This window comes from Cryobacterium sp. 10I5, from assembly GCF_035019865.1.
GTDB lineage: Bacteria > Actinomycetota > Actinomycetes > Actinomycetales > Microbacteriaceae > Cryobacterium > Cryobacterium breve_A.
The window spans coordinates 1-23,977 of record NZ_JASJVI010000059.1 but is presented as its reverse complement, the minus strand read 5'-3'; the positions used below and the strand labels follow the sequence as shown (position 1 = coordinate 23,977).

Annotated in this window: 18 protein-coding genes; 8 read left to right on the top strand and 10 right to left on the bottom strand. The window is 70.0% G+C overall.

Going from position 1 to position 23,977, the window contains the following annotated elements:
- Window positions 1-51 precede the first annotated feature (51 nt).
- From ndk to ileS, 4 genes are read right to left on the bottom strand one after another with little or no spacing between them, the layout of a single operon-like run.
- Window positions 52-474, bottom strand: coding sequence for a nucleoside-diphosphate kinase (ndk, locus tag QN350_RS13895; RefSeq protein ID WP_281535165.1), 423 nt, complete (start codon window positions 472-474; stop codon window positions 52-54).
- Window positions 471-830: a DUF4233 domain-containing protein gene (locus QN350_RS13890; RefSeq protein WP_322140064.1), complete on the bottom strand. Its 360-nt coding sequence runs from the start codon at window positions 828-830 to the stop codon at window positions 471-473. The genes ndk and QN350_RS13890 overlap by 4 nt, the downstream gene beginning before the upstream one ends.
- A complete protein-coding gene (locus QN350_RS13885; protein ID WP_322140065.1) occupies window positions 827-2,212 on the bottom strand; it encodes a bifunctional folylpolyglutamate synthase/dihydrofolate synthase in 1,386 nt (461 codons plus the stop codon). The genes QN350_RS13890 and QN350_RS13885 overlap by 4 nt, the downstream gene beginning before the upstream one ends.
- The gene (gene ileS / locus QN350_RS13880) at window positions 2,205-5,699 is read right to left on the bottom strand and encodes an isoleucine--tRNA ligase (RefSeq protein ID WP_416173076.1); all 3,495 of its coding nucleotides are present in this window, start codon (window positions 5,697-5,699) and stop codon (window positions 2,205-2,207) included. Before ileS ends, QN350_RS13885 begins: the two co-directional genes overlap by 8 nt.
- Window positions 5,700-6,028: 329 nt before the next feature.
- Between ileS and QN350_RS13875 the strand changes: the two genes are divergently transcribed.
- The 7 genes from QN350_RS13875 to QN350_RS13845 all read left to right on the top strand — a co-directional run bounded on the left by QN350_RS13875 (window position 6,029) and on the right by QN350_RS13845 (window position 14,846).
- Window positions 6,029-7,681, top strand: a complete 1,653-nt coding sequence (locus tag QN350_RS13875; RefSeq protein ID WP_322140066.1) for an ABC transporter substrate-binding protein — start codon at window positions 6,029-6,031, stop codon at window positions 7,679-7,681.
- Complete coding sequence (locus tag QN350_RS13870; RefSeq protein WP_416173043.1) at window positions 7,666-8,655, top strand: ABC transporter permease; 990 nt, start codon at window positions 7,666-7,668, stop codon at window positions 8,653-8,655. Before QN350_RS13875 ends, QN350_RS13870 begins: the two co-directional genes overlap by 16 nt.
- Window positions 8,652-9,596: an ABC transporter permease gene (locus tag QN350_RS13865; protein ID WP_322140067.1), complete on the top strand. Its 945-nt coding sequence runs from the start codon at window positions 8,652-8,654 to the stop codon at window positions 9,594-9,596. Before QN350_RS13870 ends, QN350_RS13865 begins: the two co-directional genes overlap by 4 nt.
- Entirely contained in the window at window positions 9,593-11,290 is a 1,698-nt protein-coding gene (locus QN350_RS13860) for an ABC transporter ATP-binding protein (RefSeq protein ID WP_322140068.1), read from the top strand. Before QN350_RS13865 ends, QN350_RS13860 begins: the two co-directional genes overlap by 4 nt.
- A gap of 241 nt (window positions 11,291-11,531) precedes the next feature.
- Complete coding sequence (gene valS, locus QN350_RS13855) at window positions 11,532-14,114, top strand: valine--tRNA ligase (RefSeq protein WP_322140069.1); 2,583 nt, start codon at window positions 11,532-11,534, stop codon at window positions 14,112-14,114.
- Window positions 14,115-14,124: 10 nt separating this feature from the next.
- Window positions 14,125-14,571 (top strand): GNAT family N-acetyltransferase, encoded by a 447-nt coding sequence (locus QN350_RS13850; RefSeq protein ID WP_281535169.1) that lies wholly within the window; start codon window positions 14,125-14,127, stop codon window positions 14,569-14,571.
- 5 nt (window positions 14,572-14,576) lie between these two features.
- Window positions 14,577-14,846 carry a hypothetical protein gene (locus tag QN350_RS13845; RefSeq protein ID WP_322140070.1) on the top strand — a complete coding sequence of 90 codons (270 nt, stop codon included), beginning with the start codon at window positions 14,577-14,579 and terminating at the stop codon, window positions 14,844-14,846.
- 21 nt (window positions 14,847-14,867) lie between these two features.
- Here the strand turns inward: QN350_RS13845 and QN350_RS13840 are convergent, their stop codons facing one another.
- The 5 genes from QN350_RS13840 to QN350_RS13820 form a co-directional block, all read right to left on the bottom strand.
- A complete protein-coding gene (locus QN350_RS13840) occupies window positions 14,868-16,094 on the bottom strand; it encodes an MFS transporter (RefSeq protein WP_322140071.1) in 1,227 nt (408 codons plus the stop codon).
- 72 nt (window positions 16,095-16,166) lie between these two features.
- Window positions 16,167-16,730: a dihydrofolate reductase family protein gene (locus tag QN350_RS13835; protein WP_323503509.1), complete on the bottom strand. Its 564-nt coding sequence runs from the start codon at window positions 16,728-16,730 to the stop codon at window positions 16,167-16,169.
- Between the two features lie 99 nt (window positions 16,731-16,829).
- Window positions 16,830-18,242 (bottom strand): thiolase family protein, encoded by a 1,413-nt coding sequence (locus tag QN350_RS13830; RefSeq protein WP_323516728.1) that lies wholly within the window; start codon window positions 18,240-18,242, stop codon window positions 16,830-16,832.
- Window positions 18,223-19,695 (bottom strand): class I adenylate-forming enzyme family protein, encoded by a 1,473-nt coding sequence (locus QN350_RS13825; protein ID WP_322140074.1) that lies wholly within the window; start codon window positions 19,693-19,695, stop codon window positions 18,223-18,225. Before QN350_RS13825 ends, QN350_RS13830 begins: the two co-directional genes overlap by 20 nt.
- A gap of 43 nt (window positions 19,696-19,738) precedes the next feature.
- The gene (locus QN350_RS13820) at window positions 19,739-20,617 is read right to left on the bottom strand and encodes a methyltransferase domain-containing protein (RefSeq protein WP_322140075.1); all 879 of its coding nucleotides are present in this window, start codon (window positions 20,615-20,617) and stop codon (window positions 19,739-19,741) included.
- 138 nt (window positions 20,618-20,755) lie between these two features.
- Here QN350_RS13820 and QN350_RS13815 point away from each other — a divergent pair, with 138 nt between their 5' ends.
- Complete coding sequence (locus tag QN350_RS13815) at window positions 20,756-22,822, top strand: M3 family metallopeptidase (RefSeq protein WP_322140076.1); 2,067 nt, start codon at window positions 20,756-20,758, stop codon at window positions 22,820-22,822.
- A 102-nt stretch (window positions 22,823-22,924) separates the two neighbouring features.
- Here QN350_RS13815 and QN350_RS13810 read toward each other — a convergent pair whose 3' ends face one another.
- Entirely contained in the window at window positions 22,925-23,947 is a 1,023-nt protein-coding gene (locus QN350_RS13810) for a 1-aminocyclopropane-1-carboxylate deaminase (RefSeq protein ID WP_322140077.1), read from the bottom strand.
- Window positions 23,948-23,977 lie beyond the last annotated feature (30 nt).

Genomic DNA, 23,977 nt, shown 5'->3' with positions numbered 1-23,977 from the left:
CCGCCGAAAGTAGCCGGCGGAAACAGCGACACTCGGCAGGTTTGGCGGGGGCTAGTCGAACCAGAGCGCGAGTTCGCGGGCCGCGGACTCCGGCGAGTCCGAGCCGTGCACGAGGTTCTGCTGGACCTTGGCGCCCCAGTCGCGGCCGAGGTCTCCCCGGATCGTGCCGGGCGCTGCGGTCGTGGGATCTGTCGTACCGGCGAGGGAACGGAAGCCCTCGATGACGCGTTCGCCGGCGATGCGGATCGCGAGGATCGGCCCGCTCTCCATGAACTCGACGAGCGGCTCGAAGAAGGGCTTGCCCGCGTGCTCCGCGTAGTGCTCCGCGAGAAGGGAACGGTCGGCCTGGACGAGTTTGATGTCGACGAGGGAATATCCCTTCTGCTCGATGCGTCGCAGGATCTCTCCGGAGAGGTTGCGGGCGACGCCGTCAGGCTTCACCAGGACGAGGGTTTCTTGGACCGGGGTGCTCATGAGTTCTCCTTGTTGTTGTCTAGTCTCGAGCCGGTGATCATGCAGTATGCCCACATGCCGGTGAACAGTGCGCCAACGATGAACATGGCCGGGTTGACGAACCCGGTCAGGACGATGACGGCCTGGACCATCCAGCCGATCCCGTATGACCAGTTGTAGCGGAGCAGGCCGATCGTCGCGACCATCACGAGGCAGAGCAGCGCTCCCCCGCCGAGTGCGAGCCAGGCCGGCAACGAGCCGAGCCCGAAGAGGAGCAACGCCGCGAGGAACACGATGATCGTCTCGAAGCCGAGGACGATCGACGCGAGCGACTCGCGCACCGACCGAGCACGCCGCGGGCGCGAGGCGTCGGTCACTTCTTGAGCCATTCCCTCGCGGCGGCCAGGGACAGGGCTTCGCCGACGAGGGTGATCGAGCCGGTTACGATCACGCCGCGGCGCGGAGCGTCCGCGGCCCAGGTCCTCGCGGCGTCGAGGGCGTCCGCGACGTCGTCGAAGCGGCTGACGGCATCCTCGTTCGTTCCGGCGGCAACGATGTCGGCGAGGTCGTCGACGGGGATCGCCCGGTCGGACTGCGACTGGGTGACATGGAACCGGGTCACGACGGGGGCGAGCTCCGCGACGATGCCCGCGGCGTCCTTGTCGGCGAGGATCCCGATCACGGCGACGACCTCATCGAAGTGGAAGTAGGTGCCGAGCGCCGCGGCCAGGGCGCCTGCCCCGTGCGGGTTGTGCGCGGCATCCACGAGCACGGTCGGTTCGATGCCGATGAGCTGCAGCCGGCCGGGTGAGGTGGCGGTCGCGAGCCCCTCAGTGAGGATGTCGTGGTCGAGCGGACGGGTCCCGGCGCCGAGGAAGGACTCGACCGCCGCGATCGCGACGGCCGCGTTGTGGGCCTGGTGGGTGCCGTACATCGGCAGGAACAGCTCCGAGTATGTCGCGGCCAGACCGCGCACCGTGATGAGCTGCCCGCCGACGCCGACCTGGCTGTCGAGCAGGGCGAATTCCTCGCCCTCGCTCGCGAGGGTCGATTCGGTCAGTTCGACGGCGCGTTCCAGTTCGGCCTGCACGGTTTCCACCTGCCGGGCGCTGACGACGGATGCCGCCGGCTTGATGATCCCTGCCTTGGTGCGGGCGATCTCCGCGACGGTGTTGCCGAGCCGTTTGGTGTGGTCGAGGGCGACCGGGGTGACGACGGCGACGAGGCCGTCTGCGACGTTCGTGGAGTCCCACTCTCCGCCCATGCCGACCTCGATCACGGCGACGTCGACGGGGGCGTCGGCGAAACAGGCGAAGGCGAGCACGGTGAGTGCCTCGAAGAAGGTGAGCGGTTCCTCGTTCGTCTCCGCGAGCTCGGCGTCCACCATCGCGAGGTACGGCTGGATGTCCTCCCAGTTCGCGGCGAGGTCGCGGTCGCTGATCGGTTCGCCGTCGATCACGATCCGTTCGTTGAGGCGAACGAGGTGCGGGCTCGTCATCATGCCCGTGCGCAGCCCGTACGCGCGCAGGATGCTCTCGGTGATCCGGCTCGTGCTGGTCTTGCCGTTCGTGCCGGTGATGTGGATCACCGGGTAGGTGGTCTGCGGGTCGCCGAGCAGTTCGACGACACGCCGGGTCGGGCCGAGGCGCGGTCGCGGGGCGGCCTCGCCGACCCGGTCGAGCAGGGCCGTGAAGACGGCCTCGCCCGCGTCGCGGTACTCGTCGTCTTCCGGCAGGTTCTGGTCCATCGAATCAGACATTCACGATTCCGTTCTCTCGGGCGACGGCAACGAGAACCGGCCCGTGGTTGGCGTAGTGGCCGGCCACGAAGCGCACGTAGTGCTCGACGGGGGCGCCGGCGAGCTGTTCGAGCCATTCGGAGGGCACGGCGCCCGCGAGGATGACCGGGTCGACCTCGGTCGGGGCGTGTGCGGCGAAGCGCACGGTGAGCGTTTCCGCGGCCACGTCGACGCCCGGCGCGAGGCGCAGGGTGTCGAGGTCGGCCTGGTCGAAGAAGACGAGGTCGAGGCGGATCCGGTCGGCCACGAAGAATCCGGCCGACTTGCGGGTGTCCTGAACGGCGCGGATCAGGTCGCGGGCGAAGCCCTCGGCCTCGAGCTCCGGCGTCGTGACGGTGTCGAGAAGCACGAAGCCGCCGCCCTGGAGCAGGGCGAGGGCGGGTCCCGCCGCGGCGCCTTCCGCGGATGCCGCGTCGGTGCTGCCCGCGCCGGTGCCCGCCTGCAACACGAGTTCGTACTCGCCGGCCTCGAGCGCAATGCCGCCCGCGGTCACGATCCCGTCGGTTTCGCTCCAGTCGCCGCTGCGCGCGGCCTTGATCGCGGCCTGCACCTGCTTGCCGAGCCGGGGCCCGGCAGCGCGGGCGTTGACGGTGAGGCGGGAGGTGATGCCGTAGTTCGCCGCGCTGTCTTCGGCGAGCTCGACGAGGTTCACGCTCTTCACGTTGAGCTCGTCGCGCAGGATGGCCTCGAAGGGGGCGAGCGCCGCGGTTCCGGTCGTGACGACGGTGAGCTGCGCGAGCGGCAGCCGCACGCGCAGGCCGGCCTGCTTCCGCAGCGACAGCACGGTGGAGCTGATCGTGCGGATCTGGTCCATCGCCGTGACGAGCCCGTGGTCTGACGGGAAGAGGTCGGCGTCGGGCCAGTCCGTCAGGTGCACGCTGCGACCGGCGGTCAGCCCCTGCCAGATTCTTTCGGTGACGAGCGGCAGCAGCGGGGCGGCGACCCGGCACACGGTCTCGAGCACGGTGTAGAGAGTGTCGAAGGCTTCTGTGGCGGTGCCGCCTGCGACGGCGCCGGTCCAGAACCGGTCCCGGGAGCGACGCACGTACCAGTTGGTCAGCACGTCGGCGAAGTCGCGGAGCCGGGCGGTGGCCTGGGTCGAGTCGAGGGCCTCGAGGTCGCTCGTGACGTCGACGATGAGATCGCGGGTCTTCGCGAGCAGGTACCGGTCGAGGACGTCGGTCGAGTCGGTGCGCCAGACGGCGTCGTAGCCGTTCTCCCCCGAGGCGTTGGCGTAGAGCGAGAAGAAGTACCAGGTGCTCCAGAGCGGCAGCATGACCTGGCGAGTGGCCTCCCGGATGCCCTCCTCCGTGACGATGAGGTTGCCGCCGCGCAGCACGGAGGAGCTCATCAGGAACCAGCGCATCGCGTCGCTTCCGTCGCGGTCGAAGACCTCGAAGACGTCGGGGTAGTTGCGCAGCGACTTCGACATCTTCTGGCCGTCGTTGCCGAGCACGATGCCGTGGCTCACGACGTTGGTGAACGCCGGCCGGTCGAAGAGCGCGGTCGAGAGCACGTGCAGGAGGTAGAACCAGCCGCGGGTCTGGCCGATGTACTCGACGATGAAGTCCGCGGGGTTGTGGGTGTCGAACCAGTCCCGGTTCTCGAACGGGTAGTGCACGGCGGCGAAGGGCATCGAACCGGAGTCGAACCAGACGTCGAGCACGTCCGTGATCCGGCGCATGGTGGACTTCCCGGTGGGGTCGTCGGGGTTCGGTCGGGTGAGCTCGTCGATGTACGGGCGGTGCAGGTCGGTCGGGCGCACCCCGAAGTCGGCCTCGAGCTCGTCGAGCGAGCCGTAGACATCCGTGCGGGGGTAGTTCGGGTCGTCGCTCTTCCAGACCGGGATCGGCGATCCCCAGTACCGGTTGCGGCTGATCGACCAGTCGCGGGCGTTGCCGATCCACTTGCCGAACTGGCCGTCCTTGACGTTCTCCGGCACCCAGGTGACGTCCTGGTTGAGTTCGACCATGCGGTCGCGGAACTCCGTGACGCGCACGAACCAGCTCGACACCGCCTTGTAGATCAGCGGGTTGCGGCAGCGCCAGCAGTGCGGGTAGGAGTGCTCGTAGCTGGCCTGGCGCAGCAGCCGGCCCTCGGCCTTGAGCATCTGGGTGAGCGGCTTGTTCGCGTCTGACCAGAGCAGGCCGGCGACCTCGGGCACGTCGGCGAGGAACTTGCCGCCCTCGTCGAGGGAGATGATCACGGGGATCCCGGCGGCCTCGCAGGCCTTCTGGTCTTCCTCGCCGTATGCGGGCGCCTGGTGCACGATGCCGGTGCCGTCTGCGGTCGTGACGTAGTCGGCGAGCAGGATCGTCCAGGCCTTCTGGGTGTTCCAGACGGAGGTGTCGGCGTAGTAGTCGAAGAGGCGGTCGTATGCGACACCCTCGAGCTCGCGTCCCGTGACCGTGCGGTCCACGGCAGCGGAGGCCTCCGCGGGCGTGTCGTAGCCGAGGTCCTTCGCGTAGTTGCCGACGAGGTCGATCGCGATCAGGTACTCGGCGCCGAGGACGGACACGTCCACGCGAGCGGCGTCACTGCCGGAGGCGGCCTCCTCGCGAAGCACGGTCGCGTCCGGGGTGCCGTTCGGTCCGGCCGGGACGACGGCGTAGACGATGTCCGGACCGACGGCGAGGGCGAGGTTGGTCGGCAGGGTCCAGGGGGTCGTCGTCCAGGCGAGGGCGCGCACCGCGGTCAGGCCGAGGGCTTCCGCCTTCGTGCCGACGAGCGGGAACGTCACGGTGACGGTCTGGTCCTGGCGCATCTTGTAGACGTCGGCGTCCATGCCGAGCTCGTGGTTGGAGAGCGGCGTCTGGTCGCGCCAGCAGTACGGCAGCACCCGGTAGCCCTCGTAGGCGAGGCCCTTGTCGTGCAGGGTCTTGAAGGCCCAGATCACCGATTCCATGAAGGTGATGTCGAGGGTCTTGTAGTCGTTCTCGAAGTCGACCCAGCGCGCCTGGCGGTTGACGTATCGCTGCCAGTCGTCGGTGTACCTGAGCACGGAGTCGCGGGCGACCTTGTTGAAGGCGGCGATGCCGAGCTTCTCGATGTCGGCCTTGTCGGTGATGCCGAGCTGCCGTTCGGCCTCGAGCTCGGCGGGGAGGCCGTGGGTGTCCCAGCCGAAACGGCGGTGCACGAGCTTGCCGCGCATGGTCTGGAAGCGCGGAAAGAGGTCTTTCGCGTACCCGGTGAGCAGGTGGCCGTAGTGCGGCACGCCGTTCGCGAAGGGCGGGCCGTCGTAGAAGACCCACTCCGGCGCTTCCGTGCGGTTGTCGATCGACGCCTGGAAGGTGCCGTCGGCCTCCCAGTATGCGAGCACCTCGGTCTCGATGGCCGGGAAGTTCGGCGACGGCACGATGGGAGCGGATGCGGCGAGCGCGGCCTGGTCGTGCGCTGCGGGCTGGTCGTCTGCTGCCGGGACGGGCGGGGCTTTGGGGTACACGTGCATCTCCTGGACAAAAGGGGCCGACAGGCCCTGTTCCACGAGGACGCCGACTCCGGGAAGATTCGACGCGGTACCACCTCGCTTGCCGTCTTGACGCTGTGACGACCGCTCGTTCAGAGGCTGTGACGGGCCCGACCCGTTCGGTTCTACCAGGGGCCCGTCTTGCGACGCTTCCCGTTCTTCCGAAGACTCACCGGTGATGGCCGGATCACTGTCATGCGAGCGCAATTCTATCCCGTCGGAGCAGCGAGTGCGGGAATTTCGGGCCGGACCGTGATGTTTTACGATGGGACCCGGCCCGGCCCCGCTACGCCGAGAGAGATTCCTTCCCCATGACCCCTCTGGTTCACCACTTCCACGTGCCGCGTTCGTTCGCCGTCGTCTCCGCCATCGCCCTGCTCCTGACCGGGTGCAGCGCATCCCCGAAGGCCGCGGAGAACACGACTCCCGTCTCCGGGGGCACGCTCAACTATGCCTCCGGAGACGCCGAACCGACGTGCCTCGACCCGCACGTCGGCGGCAACTATCCGCAGGCCCTCGTCGGCACCCAGTTCCTCGAGTCCCTCGTCTCCCGCGACAGCGCGGGCACGATCATCCCGTGGCTCGCGTCGAGCTGGTCGCAGAGCGCCGACGGCCTGGCCTGGGACTTCACCCTGCGCGGGAACGTGACCTTCACCGACGGGACTCCCTTCGACGCCGCGGCCGTGCAGGCGAATATCGCGCACGTGCAGGACCCGAAGACGGGGTCGTCGACCGGGTACCTCGCCGTGCGGAAGGTCGTGTCGACCTCCGTCGTCTCCCCCACCGTCGTGCGCCTGACCCTCAACGAACCCGACAGCGCCCTGCTCGAGTCGCTCAGCCAGCCGTGGCTCGCCATGGAGTCTCCGAAGGCCCTCGCCCGCAGCCAGGACGAGAACTGCGCGGCCCCGGTCGGCACGGGACCGTTCGAGGTCGCCTCCTGGGCCAAGCAGGATGCGATCACCCTGGTCAGGAACGGCGCGTACACCTCCCCGCCTGCCGATGCAGCCCACACCGGGCCCGCCTACCTCGACTCCATCGTGTGGCGGTTCATCCCCGACTCGGCGTCCCGTTACGCCGCCCTGCAGTCCGGGGCCGTCGACGTGATCGACAACGCGCAGCCTGACACGATCATGCAGGCCGAGAAGAGCAGCAGCATCCGCCACCTCGACGCGCCCCGGCCGGGCGCGTCCAACCGGATCGAACTCAACTCCGGTCGGGCCCCGTTCAACGACCCGCTCGTGCGCGAGGCCTTCGTCCGTGCCTCCGACGTCGACTCCGCCGTCTCGAGCCTGTTCCAGGGCACGGCGACCCGCTCGTTCTCTGCGCTTTCGAGCATCGAGCCGCTCGGGGTGTCCCGGCCGGACCTGTTCGGCTACGACCAGGCCGCAGCGGGCACCCTGCTCGACTCGGCGGGCTGGACCGGCCGCGACGCCGACGGCTACCGGACCAAGGACGGGGTGCGCCTCACCGTGGTCTTCCCGGTGAGCACCAACCAGTCGATCCCGGCGGAACAGTCCCTGTTCGAGCAGCTGCAGGCGACCGCGAAGACCGCCGGCTTCGACGTGGTGCTCTCGCCGCTCGACTTGTCGGCCTGGTACACCGCCCTCGGTTCGAACGCATACGACGCGGTCAGCGCGCCGTACACGAAGGTCGGCCCCGACGTGCTCCGCACCCTCTTCGACTCGGCCGGCATCGTGCCGGCGCCGAGCGGGTACTTCGCCAACCACGCCCAGGTGAACGACGCAACGGTCGACGCCTGGCTCACCGAGGCCTCCCAGACGGCGGATGCACCCAAGCGCGCCGCACTCTACGCGCAGGCACAGAACCGGGTCCTCGAGGGCTTCTACATTCTGCCGCTCTACGACCAGCAGAACCACTACCTGCTCTCCTCCGTCGTTTCGGGCACCCGGGCAATGCCGACGGTCTCGACGCCCACGTTCTACGACGCGTGGCTGAACCGGTAACGAGGTCCAGGCCGGCCGACCGCTCCCGGCCGGCCGGCCTGCGGCGCGCCCTGCTGCGGGCGACTGCCCGCCTCGGCGGAGCCGTGGTTGTGCTCTGGCTCGTCGCGACCGTCACCTTCTTCGCGATGAGGCTCGTCCCCGGCGACCCGGCTGAGGCCGTGCTCGGCGGACCGGGCTCGCAGACCTCCCCCGAGGCACTCGCTGCGGTGCGCGCCCAGTTCGGCCTCGACCAGCCGCTCCCCCTGCAGTACCTCGCCGAGCTCGGCCGCCTCGTGACGGGTGACCTCGGCCGCTCATATGCACTCCGCGTCCCGGTCGCACCGCTTCTGCTCGGGCAGCTCGGCGGCACGCTCCTTCTCGCCGTGCTCTCGCTGGTGCTCGCGTGGCTGCTAGCGATCTGCCTCGCCCTGTACTCGACCCGCGCCGGGCGCTGGGGGCGGATGCTGGGCTCGGGCCTCGAGATCGGTGCCGCCGCGCTGCCGCACTTCTGGCTCGCGAGCGCGCTCATCGTGGTGTTCAGCGGCTGGCTCGGCCTGCTGCCGCCGGTCAGCACGCCCGGTCCTGCCGGACTCGTGCTGCCCGTGCTGACCCTCGCCCTCCCGCTCGCCGGTTTCCTCGGCCAGGTGATGCGCGAGTCGATGCTCACGGCACTCGAGGCTCCGTTCGTCGTCTCCGCGCGGGCACGCGGGGAGAGCGAGGCGGGCATCCGCCGGGTGCACGTGCTGCGGCACGCGAGCCTGCCCGGGATCAGTCTCTCCGGGTGGGCGTTCGGGTCGCTGATCAGCGGGGCCGTCGTCGTCGAGACGATCTTCGCGAGGCCGGGACTCGGCCGCACGCTGCTGAACGCCGTGACGGTGCGGGACGTGCCCGTCGTGATCGGCGTCGTGCTGTTCGTCGCCGCCGCCTACATCCTGATGACCCTTCTGACCGATGTCGCCCAGCGGGTCGCAGACCCGAGGCTGCGGAGCGCATGAGCGACCTCGAGATCCAGGCCGGCCTCGCCGGCGCTGCGGCACGGCGCCCCAGGGGCGCAGGTCGCCCGGGTCCTGCTGGCGAGATGACCGGCGCCGCCGGCCGCGGATCCGGCGGCCGGAGATTCGGCCAGGGGTTCGGCGGTCGGATCCGCCTCGCTGAGGTCCTCGCAGCCGTCTTCGTGCTCTTCCTGCTTGTCGCCGCCCTCGCGCCCGGCCTCGTGGCGCCGGGAGACCCGCTCGCGATCGACCCGCGCTCGGCGTTCCAGGGCCCCTCGTGGGTGCACTGGTTCGGCACCGACGAATCCGGGCGCGACGTCTATACCCGGGTCAGCCACGGTACAGGGAGCTCGCTCCAGATCGGCGTGGCGGCGACCCTGATCGGCCTCGGCCTCGGGGCCGTGCTCGGCACCGTGGCCGGCATGCTCGGTTCGGTCGTCGACTTCACCGTGAACCGCCTGCTCGAGGTCATGTTCGCCTTCCCCGGCCTGTTGCTCGCCCTTTTGTTCATCATGATCTTCGGGCCGGGACCCGCGACGGCGACCTTCGCCGTGGGCCTCGCGACCGCACCGGGCTATGCCAGAATCATCCGGGCCCAGCTTCTGTCGGTACGTTCCTCCGCCTTCGTCGAGGCCGCGACGGTTCTCGGTCGCAGCCGCACCCGTATCCTCGTTCGGCACATCCTGCCCAACACGCTCGCGCCGCTCCTCGTGCTCGGCACCCTCGGCATCGGCCAGGCCATCATCTGGGCTGCGGCGCTCAGCTACCTCGGCCTCGGCGCCCAACCGCCGGCCGCCGAATGGGGCGCCATGCTCTCGGCGGGCCGCACCTACCTGAGCACAGCCGTCTGGATGAGTTTCTTTCCCGGGCTCTTCGTCGTGCTCACATCGATCTCCGCGACCGTCCTCGGTCGCGCCGTGGAACGCCGAATGAGGCACGCATGACCGGGGCGCAGGTGACCGGGCCCGGCTCGCTGGGAACAGTCTCCGCGGTCAGTCGAGCGGATGCCACGGCCCCGACGGGCGGGCCGGCCCTGCTGGTCCGCGGGCTCAGCGTCGGCTTCGGCAGCGTCGCCGGTCGGAATCCCCTCATCGACGATGTCTCTTTCGAGGTCGCTCCCGGGGAATGCCTCGCCATCGTCGGCGAATCCGGCTCGGGGAAGAGCCTCACGGCGCGCAGCCTGCTCGGCCTCGCCGGGGCCGGCTCGTGGCTGCGCGCCGAGGAACTCAGCCTCGGCGGGGCATCCGTGCTCGGTCTCGGCGAGGCTGCCTGGCGGCGCAGGCGCGGCCGCGACGTGGGACTCGTGCTGCAGGACGCGCTCGTGTCGCTCGACCCGCTGCGGCCGATCGGGCGCGAGATCGGCGACAGCCTGCGGCTGCACACGAACCTCTCGGCAGCCGGTCGGGCCCGGCGTGTGCTCGAGCTCCTCGCCGAGGTCGGGCTTCCCGACGGCGAGCTCCGGGTCGGCCAGCGCTCCGGTCAGCTCTCCGGCGGCCAGCGGCAACGCGCCCTGATCGCATCCGCAATCGCGCTCCGCCCGCCCCTGCTCATTGCGGACGAACCGACGACGGCCCTCGACGTGACCGTGCAGGCGCGGATCCTCGACCTGTCCGAGGAGCTGCTGCGGGCGGGGACGGCGCTCGTTCTGATCAGCCACGACCTTGCCGTTGTGAGCCGGATCGCCGACCGCGTCGCGGTGATGAGCGGCGGCCGGATCGTCGAGACCGGCGCGACCCGTGCACTTCTGACCAACCCACAGCACCGCGAGACGAAGAGGATGATCGCCGCCGTCCCGGCCGGGCGGCCCCGCGGCACCCGGCTCTCGGCGCAGGCCCGCCCGCAGCGACCGGCGCCCGTGGTCGTTCCTGCGGTCGTTCCTGCGGGCGTCAGCCCGGTCGTGCTCGAGGCTTCCGGGCTCGTCAAGAGTTTCCGGATGCCCGACCGGAGCCGGCTGCTCGCCGTCAACGACGTCTCGTTCACGCTCGACCGCGGCACGACGCTCGGAATCGTCGGGGAGTCCGGTTCGGGCAAGACCACGCTCGCCCGGCTGTTGCTCGCGCTCGAGTCCCCGGACGCCGGTGACGTGAGGGTGCACGGGGAAGCCTGGAGCCGAGTCCCCGAGCGCGCCAGACGACCCCGACGTGCGGCAGTCGGCGCCGTCTACCAGGATGCGCTCGCCTCCTTCGACCCGCGGCTCACCGTCGGCGCCGTCCTCCGCGATGCCGCCGGCTCCGCTGACCAGTCGCTCGAGCTCCTCGCCCGAGTCGGGCTCAGCGCCACCGTGCTCGGCCGCCGCCCGCTCGAACTCTCCGGCGGTCAACGGCAGCGGGTCGGCATCGCCCGTGCCCTCGCGAACCGCCCGCAGATCCTGATCTGCGATGAACCGGTGTCCGCGCTCGACATGACCGTGCAGGCCCAGGTGCTCGACCTCCTCGACGAACTCCAGCGCGACCTCGGCCTGAGTCTCGTCTTCATCTCGCACGACCTCGGCGTCGTGCAGCACGTCAGCGACCGGATCGTCGTCATCGAGAACGGAGCGGTCGTCGAGTCCGGCCCGACGGAACAGGTCTTCGCCGCGCCGGCGCATCCGTACACCCGGCGCCTGCTCTACGCCGTACCGCGCCTGCCCGCCCCCTGACCCCCAGAAGCCCGGTGGGGCCAACTCAGGAAACCTGCCCCGCGCCCCTGAAGAAACCCCGGAATCCCGAGGGTCCACCCATGCGCACCCATCGGATCTCCTGAATTAGCCCCGCAGGCAACGGTGGCAGGGCGGACGCCCCCCGAATCGCCGGTGAACGGGGCATCGGGTAGGTTGGATTAGGCCAATATTCAGGCACCTCACCGCAGACACGGTGCCGCAGACAGTGAATCGGAGAAACATGACGATCCCGAACGTTCCGGATAAGCCAGCCCTCGAGGGCCTCGAGAACAAGTGGGGCGGCACCTGGGACACCGAGGGCACCTACCGCTTCGACCGCGACTCCGCGACCCGGGCGAACATCTTCTCCATCGACACTCCCCCGCCGACCGCGTCCGGCTCGCTGCACATCGGCCACGTGTTCTCGTACACCCACACCGACGTCGTCGCGCGCTTCCAGCGGATGCGCGGCCGCGACGTGTTCTACCCGATGGGCTGGGACGACAACGGCCTTCCGACCGAACGCCGGGTGCAGAACTATTACGGCGTGCGCTGCGACCCCTCGCTGCCGTACGCCCCCGACTTCACCGCGCCCTTCGAGGGCGGCGACGGCAAGAGCACCAAGGCCGCCGACCAGGTCCCGATCAGCCGCCGCAACTTCATCGAACTCTGCGAACGCCTCACCATCGAAGACGAGAAGCAGTTCGAAGCGCTCTGGCGCGACCTCGGCCTGAGCGTCGACTGGACTCAGACCTACCGCACGATCGGTTCACACTCGATCGCATCCTCCCAGCTCGCCTTCCTCGGCAATGTCGCCCGCGGAGAGGCCTACCAGGCCATGGCGCCGACCCTCTGGGACGTCACCTTCCGCACGGCCGTCGCGCAGGCCGAGCTCGAGGACAAGGACATGCCCGCCGCGTACCACCGGGTCTCCTTCCGGAAGCCCGACGGTTCCACCATCGAGATCGAGACCACCCGGCCCGAGCTGCTGCCGGCCTGCGTTGCCCTCGTCGCGCATCCAGACGACGAGCGCTACAAGCACCTGTTCGGCACCACGGTGCGCACCCCGCTCTTCGACGTCGAAGTTCCGATCCTCGCCCACCACCTCGCCCAGAAGGACAAGGGCAGCGGAATCGCGATGATCTGTACCTTCGGCGACGTGACCGACGTGGTCTGGTGGCGGGAACTCGACCTGCCGAACCGCGCGATCATGGGCTTCGACGGCCGCATCATCGCCGAGGCGCCTGAGGTCATCACGAGCGAAGCCGGAATCAACGCGTACGCCGAGCTCGCCGGAAAGACCGTGTTCTCGGCCAAGCAAGCCGTCGTCGCGCTCCTCAAGGCGAGCGGCGACATGATCGGCGAGCCGAAGCCGATCGTGCACCCGGTCAAATTCTTTGAAAAGGGCGACAAGCCCCTCGAGATCGTCTCGACCCGCCAGTGGTACATCCGCAACGGCGCACGCGACGAAGCACTGCGGTCCCGACTGCTCGCGCACGGCGCCGACCTGCAGTGGCACCCCGAATTCATGAAGGTCCGCTACGACAACTGGGTCAACGGCCTCACGGGCGACTGGCTCGTGTCCCGCCAGCGCTTCTTCGGTGTGCCGCTCCCGGTCTGGTACCCGCTCGACGCCGAGTCGAACCCGGTCTTCGACCAGCCGATCGTCGCCACCCGGGACCAGCTCCCGGTCGACCCCTCCTCCGACACCGCGCCAGGGTACGAAAGCACCCAGCGCGGCCAGGCCGGCGGTTTCGTCGGCGAGGTCGACGTGATGGACACCTGGGCGACGTCCTCGCTCACCCCCCAGCTCGCCGGCGGCTGGGAGCGCGACCCCCAGCTCTTCGACCTGGTCTACCCGTACTCGCTGCGCCCTCAGGGCCAGGACATCATCCGCACCTGGTTGTTCTCCACCCTGCTCCGCGCCGAGCTCGAGGACGGACGGTCGCCGTGGAAGCACGCGGCCCTGTCCGGGTTCATCGTCGACCCCGACCGCAAGAAGATGTCCAAGTCCAAGGGCAACGTCGTCACCCCCGCGGACATGCTCGTGCAGCACGGTTCGGATGCCGTGCGCTACTGGGCCGCCTCCTCCCGCCTCGGCACCGACGCGGCATTCGACCCCAAGAACCCGACCCAGATCAAGATCGGCCGTCGCCTCGCGATCAAGATTCTGAACGCGTCGAAGTTCATCCTGAGCTTCGACGGGGCGGCGGATGCCGCGATCACCGAGCCCCTCGACCGCAGCATGCTCGCGCGCCTCACGAGCGTCGTCGCCCAGGCGACGACCGCGTTCGAGGGCTACGATCACGCCCGCGCCCTCGAGGTCACCGAGAGCTTCTTCTGGACCTTCTGCGACGACTACCTCGAGCTCGTCAAGGAACGCGCGTACGGCGAAGCCGGCGCCGGGCAGGCCTCAGCCGTCGCGGCGCTCCGCACCGCGCTGTCCACCCTGCTCCGTCTGTTCGCCCCGTTCGTGCCGTTCGCGACCGAAGAGGCGTGGTCCTGGTCGAACGAGGGGTCCGTTCACCGGGCGGCCTGGCCCGTCGCCGCAGACCTCGAGGCAGGCGCAGGAGGCAACCCCGCGCTGCTCGAACTGTCCAGTCGAGCACTCACCGGCATCCGCCGCGGAAAGACGGATGCGAAAGCGTCCCAGAAAACCGACGTCGCATCTGCTGTAATTAGCGGAACGGCCGCAGAGGTGGCCCTGCTCGCGCAGGCTGCCGCTGACCTGCAGGCGGTCGGCCGGATCTCGGAATTGGTTTTTGTCGAAGGCGGCGAGTTGGCAGTCACGGAAATCGTGCTCGCCACGGTGTCGGAGAGTTAAGGAGAACCAGATGGCTATACACGTACGAACATTGGGCGACAAGGACTTTTTCGCCTGGCTGGGACTCTTCGAGGGCTACAGCGAGTTCTACAAGAGCGAACTGACCGATGAGAAGGCCCTCCGCGTCTGGAGCTGGATCATCGATCGGAACCACGTGCTGAATGGCGCGGTCGCGGTCAGTGACGACGGCGACTTCGTGGGATTCGCGCACTACCGGGAGGTGCCGAATACGCTCAGCGCAACCCGCGGGCTCTTCATCGACGACCTGTTCGTCGCGCCGGAGCACCGCACGTCCGGGGTCGGCCGTTCGCTGATCGAGTTCGCGAAGGAGTACGCGACCGGGCACAAGCTCGCGACCGTGCAGTGGATCACCGCCGCGGACAACGAGACCGCCCAGCGTCTCTACGACGACGTCGGCACCCGCACCGACTGGGTCACCTACGAGATCGAGCTCTGAGCCCGATGCAGGTCGGAACCCGCTGGCCGTTCGGCGGCACGGCGCCGTCCGGGCTGCCCGAGGTCGTCCTCCTCGCGGTCAGCACGGTCGAGGAGGACCTCACGGTCGCCCCGACGGACGGTACGGATGCCTGGCGCTGGACGCTGACCTGGCTGGAAGCCAAGCCGGTGATCGAGCTCGACGACGGCACCGTCATCCGCTATGACCCGGTCGACGACAGCGCCACGATCACGCAGCCGTCCATCGAGGTCGAGGACGACGAGGACTGGATCTAGGCCCCTGCGGTTCCGCGGGTTCTAATCCCGCGGGGCCGCCGGGTTCGTCGCACCCTGCCGGTCCGCTCTCACCGACCGGGCGAGTCGGATCATCGCTGCGGCGCCCAGGACAGGACCGGGCACCAGGACCAACAGGGCGAACTGCCAGCCGACGAGTCCCGCGAGCACCGGGACGATCTGGATCGTGATGACCGTGATCAGGAAGCCGATTGCGGTCTGAACGGTCAACGCGGTGCCCACGTAGCGCGGATCCGCGGACTCGCTCAGCGAGGTGGAGAACACGCCGGAATCGGCGATGACGGATGCGCCCCACACCGTCAGCGCGATGACGAGTACCAGCGGCGCCGCCGCGAAGAACACCGGCGACGCGAGGGCACAACTGCCGCTCACGATCAGGGCTCCGGCACCCGCGGGGCCGCGCCCGTAGCGGTCGGCCGCCCAGCCGCCCAGCAGGGCGCCGGCCGCGCCGGCCACTCCGATCACGAGGAAGATGACGAGCGTGTCCCACGCCGCCGCGGGCTCTCCCGCCATCGACCGCCCGGCGCGGACGAACGCGGGCAGCCAGGTCCACAGGGCGAACAACTCCCACATGTGGCCGAAGTAGCCGAAATTGGCCAGGCGGGAACGTCGGTCCCTGAACATGTCCATGGCGTACCGGGGGTTGATCGGGCTGCTGCTGGACGCTCCGTGCGGGCCCACCCTGATCAGGAGCGCAGCGACGACCGCGGCGACCGCCGAGAGCACCGCGGAGACGTTCATCACATCCCGCCAGGCGAGGTCGGGCAGGCCACGGATGAGGTGCGGCAGAGCGGAGCCGAGGGTCAGGGCCGCGATCATGAGGCCGAAGGCCCGTCCCCTGGCGCGGGGCGGCGCCCAGGATGCCGTGAGTTTCATCCCGACCGGGTACACGCCTGCCAGCAGCGCACCGGTCAGGAAGCGTGGGAGTAGGGCGGTCGCGAGGTCGGTCGCCGTCGCGGTGAAGGCGAGAATGCATCCGGACGTTCCCAGCGCGCACCCCGCCATCAACAGCTGGGGCGGAATCCGGTCCGCCGCGTTCAGGACCGCGGACACGACGGCGCCGACCACGAAGCCGAGTTGCACGGATGCCGTCAGCCAGACCGCGTCGACCGCCGAGATGTTCCAGTCCAGGCTGAGCGCAGGGACGACGGCGGATGCGGAGAACCAGGCGGACATGGCGAGGACCTGGACAAGTGCGATCAGCAGCCGTTGGCGCCTCTGCCCGGTCATGGCAAGTCCCCGGTCACCGGAGTCCGGCGGCGGGGACTAGGCCGCCGGGGACTAGGTCGCCGCGCGGGCGGATCAGGCCTGCGGCACAACATAGCGCAGGTACACCATTCCGTTTCGGAAGCGCCGTTCGCCGCGGAGCTCGAGCGGCATCCTCAGGTGCTCAGGCAGGAACCGGGTGCCGCCGCCGACGATGATCGGCGTCACGAACCGGTGGATCTCGTCGACGATGCCCGCCTTGAGGGCGTGTGCGGCAAGCCCGGGACCCCCCACGGACACGCTCAGCCTGCTCTCGGTCGCCAGGCGACGCACCTCGGCGGCGTCGAATGTGCGCTCGACCCGGGTCCGCGTCGTCGTGACCGCCTCGAGGTTGTGCGAGTAGACGACCTTCTCGGCGGCCTGCCAGATGTCGGTGTACTCCCGCACCACGTCGGGAGGATCGACGAGTTCCCGCGCGGTCTCCCAGAACGCCATCGTCTCGTACATCCTCCGGCCGTACAAGTAGGTGCCGATCTTGCGTTCGAGGGCGTTGATGAAGGCGTGCACCTCGTCGTCTGGCGTCGCCCAGTCGAAGTCACCTGCGGCATCCGCGGTGTACCCGTCGAGCGACGTGATGCCCGAGTAGATCAGCCTGGCCATGTGTCCTCCCGTCGCCCCACGTCCGCAGCTTCATACTGGCCTGCCCTGTCGCCCAGCGGAAGAGCCCGCACGGGAGCGAGACCTCATCCGGTCGAGACCTCAGTCAGACGAGCCCTCCCAACGGAAGAGCGCGGCGAGCCCGAGACCGCCGGCGATGCTGACCATGGCGAGTGCGTGCGCCCCCTCCACCCCGTCTGTGCGGGCCTGCGCCAGAAGCCGCAGCACGAGCAGGGCGCCGGATGCCCCGAACGGGTGCCCGAGCGCGAGTGCGCCGCCCTGCCGGTTGGCACGGTCCTCCGGCACGCCGATCAGGTCGAGGGAGGCGAGCACCTGGGCGGCGAAGGCCTCGACGACCTCGACCCGGGCGAGGCCGTCGGCCGGGACGCCGGTGCGCGTGAGCAGGGAGCCGGCCGCCGCGCCTCCGCCGGCGCCGAGCAGGTTCGGATCGATTCCGGCAGGGACGGCGTCGACGAACGCGAGGAAGCCGGGGCTGTCCGTTCCGGCCTCGAACGCGCCGCCGGCCTGAAACTCCCGGGCGCGGGCCCTGCTCGTGACGAGCACGACGACGGCCCCGTCGGCGTCGGCGCAGGAATTGCCGGCCGTGACGGTGCCGCCCGGACGGAAGGCCGGCGGGAAGCGACGGAGCAGGGCGGCGTCGAGCTTCGGGCGGGGGCCGTCGTCGGTCGTGACGGGCGCGCCTGACGCATCGCTCCCGACGATCCCGACGATCTCGGCTTCGAACGCACCCGAACCATGCGCGGCGACTGCGAGCCGGTGGCTGCGGGCGGCGAAGGCGTCCTGGCGTTCCCTGCCGATGCCGAAGTGAGTGGCCACATTCTCGGCGGCGACGCCCATGTCGGGGTCGCCGACCGAATCCGGCGCGAACCGCACCCTGTCGAAGAAGTCGGGTGCCCCGGGCGCCGACGTCATCCGGTGCGCGCGGAGCGGCGCGGTGCTGCAGCTCTCGACCCCGCCGGCGAGGTAGAGGCCGCCGGCGCCCGCGGCGACGAGCCGGCAGGCGAGCAGGATCGCCTCCAGCCCGGACCCGCACTGCCGGTCGACGGTCAGGCCGGGCACGGCCACCGGGAACCCGGCTTCGAGCAGCGCGAGGCGGGCGAGGTTTCCGCCGCCGCCCGTTGCATTCCCGATGATCACGTCGTCGAGGTCCGCGGGATCGAGACCGAGGTCGGTGACGACCGCGGAGAGCACGGGGGCGAGCAGCCGGTCTGCGGTGATCCGGGACAGGGCACCGCCCCTCCTGCCGAAGGCCGTGCGGCGTCCCCAGACGATGACGGGCTCGCGGTCGGCTGCAGAAGTCGCGGCGCCGGCCTCAGTCGAGGCGGTCGACTCAGACGAGGCGGTCGACTCAGACGAGGCGGTCGACTCAGACGAGGCGGTCGACTCAGACGAGGCGGTCGACTCAGTCGAGGCGGTGGACTCAGTCGAGGCGGTGGACTCAGTCGAGGCGGTGGACTCAGACGAGGCGGTGGACTCAGACGAGGCGGTCGACACGGGGGTCTCCTTCGGTGATCCAGGCGGCGAGCAGGCGCCGGCTGATCTTTCCCGCCCCGGTGAGCGGCAGTTCGCTGAGGCGGTAGTAGCCGCGTGGGCGTTTCGGGGCGGCGAGGTCTGCGGCGGCCGTCCTCAGGTCGGAGCGGGTGAGTGCCGGGGCATCGGGGCTGCCTTCCTCGAGGACAGCAGCGACGAGCAGCGTGCCACGCCGGGCATCCGCGACACCCGTCACGACGACCTGTGCGACGGCACTGCCCGGGGAGACGCCGAGGCCGGAGAGGAGGGTCGCCTCGACCTCCTGCGGGTAGACGTTGTGGCCGGAGGTGACGATCATGTCGGCCCGGCGACCGGCGAAGTGCAGTTCGCCGGCCTCGTCGAGGTGCCCCTGGTCGCCGACCGTGCACCACTCGCCCCCGTGGTCACCGGCGACGCGGGCGAACGCGGAACCGTCGTCGCCCCAGGCATAGCCGGCGCCGACGAGGCGGCTCCTTACACAGATGGTCCCGGTGACTCCGGGGGCGGATGCCTGGCCCGCGTCGTCGAGGACCCGGACCTCGACGCCGGGGAACGGCCGGCCGACGGCCGTCGGCGACGCGGTCCGGTGCTCGCCGGGGTCGAGTCGCCGGGCGGTCACGAAGCTCAGTTCCGCGGCGCCGTAGTAGTCGAAGACGGTGGCCTTGGGCGCCCAGGTGCGGACACGGGCGAGAGTGGCGCCGTCCAGCCGGGCGCCCGCGCTGACGATGCCGGTCAGTGCGCTTCCGTCCACCGCGTTGCTCAGTCCCCGTTCACCGAGCAGGCGGAGAGCGGTCGGGACGGCGACGATCCGGGTCACGGCGGCGTGTGCGACGGAGTCGAGGGCATCGCCGACGTCGAAGTGTGGCAGGGTGTGGAACGCGGCCCCCGCGGAGAGGGTTTCGGCGAGGGCGTAGAGAGTCAGGCTCGCCGAGAGCGGTCCGGGGGCAAGGACCCGGTCGTCAGCGCCGAGGTCGAACCAGGCGTTACTCGCGGAGAAGGCGCGCTGCCAGGAGTCCCTGCTGCGGGTGAAGGCCTTGGGCAGCGCGGTGGTGCCCGAGGTGAAGCCGTAGAGGAAGAGCGAGTCCGGTGGGCCGTCGCGGAGGTCTGCGGGCGCAGGCGGGGTGTCCGGCGGGCTCGAGGTGGCGGCGTCACGCAGCATCCGCTCGACGGTGGAACGCTGCAGGGCCGGCCAGCCCGGGTCGAGCACGGCGACGCTGCCGGTGCCCGCGACCGCGGCGACGAAGTCCACGACGAAGTCCAGACCGTTCGGCCGGCAGAGCACGGTCGGACCGCCGGACGACTCGGCGACCAGTTCGCGGGCGCGCATAGTCGCCCGGTCGCGGAGTTCGGCGTAGCTGAGCCGCTCCGCACCGATCGTGACGGCGTTCGCATCCGGCTGCAGGGCGGCCCAGTGCTGGAGGCGGTCGAGGAAGGGCACGCTCGAGTCTACTTTTTCCGGGGTCCCCCTGACCGAGACGGTGCTACTTGACCGCGATGATCTCGCCGTGCGGCATGCCGAACCAGCCATCGGGGTCGCCGGCCCACTGGTGCCACGCTGCGGCGATGGCGCGCAGGTCGGAAAGCTCGGCGGCCCCGGATTCGATCGCGTGGGCGGCGAAATCGGACTCGGTCGCGCGCAGGGCCCAGGATCCCCCCCACCAGTCGCGCTCGGCATCCGTGGCGAAGCACCAGATGGACGCGCTGCTCGTCACGGCGTCGAAGCCGGCGAGTCTTGCCCAGGCCTTGAGCGCGCGGCCGGCGTCGGGGTCGCCGCCGTTCCAGTAGTGCACCGCGCGGTAGGCGGTCATCCAGGACTGGAGGCCGGGGAGCTTGGGGTACCAGGCCACGCCGCCGTAGTCGACATCGCGGGCGGCGAGGATTCCGCCCGGCTTCAGCACGCGGCGGAGTTCCTTCAGGGCGGCGACCGGGTTGGCCAGGTGCTGGAGCACCTGGTGCGCGTGCACGAGGTCGAAGCTGTCGTCTGCGAAGTCGAGGGCATAGACGTCGCCGACCTGGAAGGCGACGTTGGGCACGCCCTCGTCGACGGCGAGCCCGGCCGCCCTGGCGACGATCTCAGCGGAGGCGTCGACGCCGGTGACAGTGCCCGGAGACACCCGGCGGGCGAGGTCGACCGTGATCGTTCCCGGCCCGCAGCCGACGTCGAGGACCCGCAGCCCCGGCGTGAGGTGCGGGATCAGGTACGCGGCCGAGTTCAGGACGGTACGCCAGGTGTGCGAGCGGAGGACGCTCTCGTGGTGTCCGTGCGTGTATGTGTCGCGGATCGCCTCGCCGGGCGGGGCGATCTCGACCCGGTCGGCGTCCGTGTCGTCCGGCTGGGAGTGTGTTGGCTCGTCGGTCATGCTGACAGCCTAGGACCTGGACCGAATTCAGGAGTCGGGATCCGGGAGGTCAGCGCCGGCCGGCATCCGCCGCACTGATCCGGGCTCCGGCACCCCACCGGCGGGTCGTACTCCTGAATTCGGAACTAGGTTTAAGGCATGGACCAGCACAACCCCTTCGCCCGGCCGAGCACGCTCCCGTTCCAACTCCCGCCGTATGCCGTCCTCCGTGACGAGCACTATCGCCCGGCGTTCCTCGAGGGCATGGTCGAGCAGCTCGCCGAAGTGGAGGCGATCTGCTCCGACGCCGCCGAACCCTCCGTCGAGAACACCCTGCTGCCCCTCGAACGGAGCGGCCGGCTGCTTGACCGGGTCGCCGCGGTGTTCTTCAACCGGAGCTCCTCCGATTCGAGCCCGTTCACCATCGCCCTCGAGGAGGAGCTCGCTCCCCTGCTCGCGACGCATTCCGACGCGATCCGGCTCCGCCCCGAGCTCTTCGCGCGCATCGCGGCGCTGCACGCGCGCGCAGACGAGCTCGGGCTCGACCGGGAGACCCGGTACCTCCTCGAGCGGTACTTCACCCAGTTCACGCTCGCCGGGGCCGGACTGTCCGAGGCCGACAAGGCACGGCTGCGCGACTTCAACACCCGCCTCTCGGTCGCCACCACCCGCTTCGAGAAGAATCTCCTCGCCGACACCAACGACCTCGCGCTCGTGGTCGACGACGCTGCGGAGCTGGACGGCCTCTCCGCCGGCCAGCTCTCGGCGGCGGCCCAGGCCGCGACCGACCGGGGCATGCCCGGCCGTTTCGTGATCACCCTGGTGCTCTTCACCGGGCACCCCTACCTGGCACTGCTGACCAACCGGGGCGTGCGGGAACGGTTGCTCGCCGCCTCCCGCGCCCGGGGCATCCGTGGCGGAGAGCACGACAACCGCGCCCTCGTGCTGTCGATCACCCAGCTCCGCGCCGAGCGTGCCCGGCTGCTCGGCTTCGCGACCCACGCGGCCGCGGTCACGGCGGACGAGACCGCCAGAACCCCCGCCGCCGTCGGGGACCTGCTGCACCGGCTCGCCATTCCGGCCGCCCGCAATGCGCGCGCCGAGCAGGCCGAACTGCAGGCCCTCGTCGACGCCGACGTCACGGCGGGGGTTCTCGCCGAGGGCTTCTCCATTGCAGCCTGGGACTGGGCGTTCTACTCCGAGCGGATGCGCCGGGCCAGGTACGACGTCGACACGGCCGCCCTGCGGCCCTGGTTCGAGCTCGAGAGCGTGCTGCGTGACGGCGTCTTCTACGCCGCCCAGCGGCTCTACGGGGTGACCTTCACCGAACGCCCCTCGCTCGCCGCCTGGCACCCCGATGCGCGGGTGTTCGAGGTGTGCGAGGAGGACGGCTCCCCCGTCGGCCTGTACATCCTCGACGTGTACACCCGGGATTCCAAGCGCGGCGGCGCGTGGATGAACTCCCTCGTCTCGCAATCGGAGTTGCTCGGCACGCCCGTGATCGTGTGCAACAACCTCAACGTGCCGCAGCCGGCCGCCGGGGAGGCCACGCTGCTGAGCCTCGACGAGGTGACCACGCTCTTCCACGAGTTCGGGCATGCCCTGCACGGGCTGTTCGCGCGGGTCACCTACCCGAAATTCGCCGGAACGAACGTGTACCGGGACTTCGTCGAGTTCCCGAGCCAGGTCAACGAGATGTGGCGCTTCGACCCGGAGGTGCTCGCGAACTACGCCCGCAACCGGGAGACCGGCGAACCGCTGCCCCCGGAGGTCGTTGCAGGCATCCACGCGTCTGAGACCTTCAACGAAGGCTTCGCGACGAGCGAATACCTTGCCGCCGCGCTGCTCGACCAGGCCTGGCACGGCATCGAAGCGGATGCCGGCACCGACGTCACCGATGTCGCCGCCTTCGAGGCCGCGTGCCTCGCCGCAGCCGGACTCGACAACCCGGCCGTGCCGACCCGGTACGCGAGCACCTATTTCGCGCACACCTTCTCCGGCGGGTATGACGCGGGCTACTACTCGTACATCTGGAGCGAAGTGCAGGACGCGGACACGGGCGCCTGGTTCGCGGAGCACGGCGGGCTGACCCGGGAGAACGGCGAACGGTTCCGGGAACGCCTGCTCGCCCGAGGCGGCAGCATCGACCCTCTCGAGGCGTACCGGGACTTCCGGGGACGCGATGCACTCATCCAGCCGCTCCTCGACCGGCGCGGCCTGAACTAACCCACCCCTCACCCCTCGCCCGGCAAATACGGTCGCTGCGGACAGCTGTGGCCGGCGCACGGGCCACCGTTGTCCGTTACGGCAACAGCTGGCCCTCGAGACTCAGTGATACAGCGCGCTGTATGCGTTGATCGCCGGCTGGCCGCCGAGGTGGGCGTAGAGGACGTTGCCGTCCCGGGCAATGTCGCCGGCCGTGACGAGGTCGATCAGTCCGGCCATCGACTTTCCCTCGTAGACGGGGTCGATGATGACGCCCTCGAGGCTCGCCGTGAGGCGGATGGCGGCGTTCGTCGACTCCACCGGTATCCCGTAGAAGTTCCCCGCCCAGCCTTCGAGCACGGTGATCTCGTCGTCAGTGATGGGACGCCCCACGCCGATCAGTTCCGCCGTGTTGCGCGCGATGCGGGCGACCTGGTCGCGAGTGGCCTCGATCGTGGCGGATGCGTCGATCCCGAGCACGCGCCGCTTGCGACCCCCGAAGTTCGCCTCGAGGTCGGCGAATCCGGCGATCATGCCCGCGTGGGTCGACCCGGTGACGCTGCAGACCACGATCGTGTCGAAGAACACACCGAGGTCTTTCTCCTGGGCGGCAACTTCGTGGGCCCAGTTCGCGAAGCCGAGTCCGCCCAACCGGTGGTCGGAGGCACCGGCCGGGATCGGATACGGGATTCCACCCGCGGCCTCGACGTCGGCGATGGCCTGCGTCCACGAGTCCTTGAAGCCGATTCCGAAGCCCTCGGATGAGATGCGCACGTCGGCGCCGGTGAGCCGGGAGAGCAGGATGTTGCCCACCCGGTCGTTGACGCTGTCCGGCCAGTCCACCCACTGTTCCTGCACCAGAACGGCCTTCAGGCCGAGGTGGGCGGCGACCGCGGCGACCTGCCGGGTGTGGTTGGACTGGATGCCGCCGATGGAGACGAGGGTGTCCGCACCCTGGGCAAGGGCCTCCGGAATCAGGTACTCCAGCTTCCGGGTCTTGTTGCCGCCGAAAGCGAGGCCGCTGTTCACGTCCTCACGCTTGGCCCAGACACGGGCGCCACCGAGGTGGGCGCTGAGCCGGTCGAGCGGGTGAATGGGGCTCGGGCCGAAGGTGAGCGGGTGACGGGGAAAATCGCGCAGTGCCATGGGGTCCTTTGGATCGGGGTGGGGGTTCAG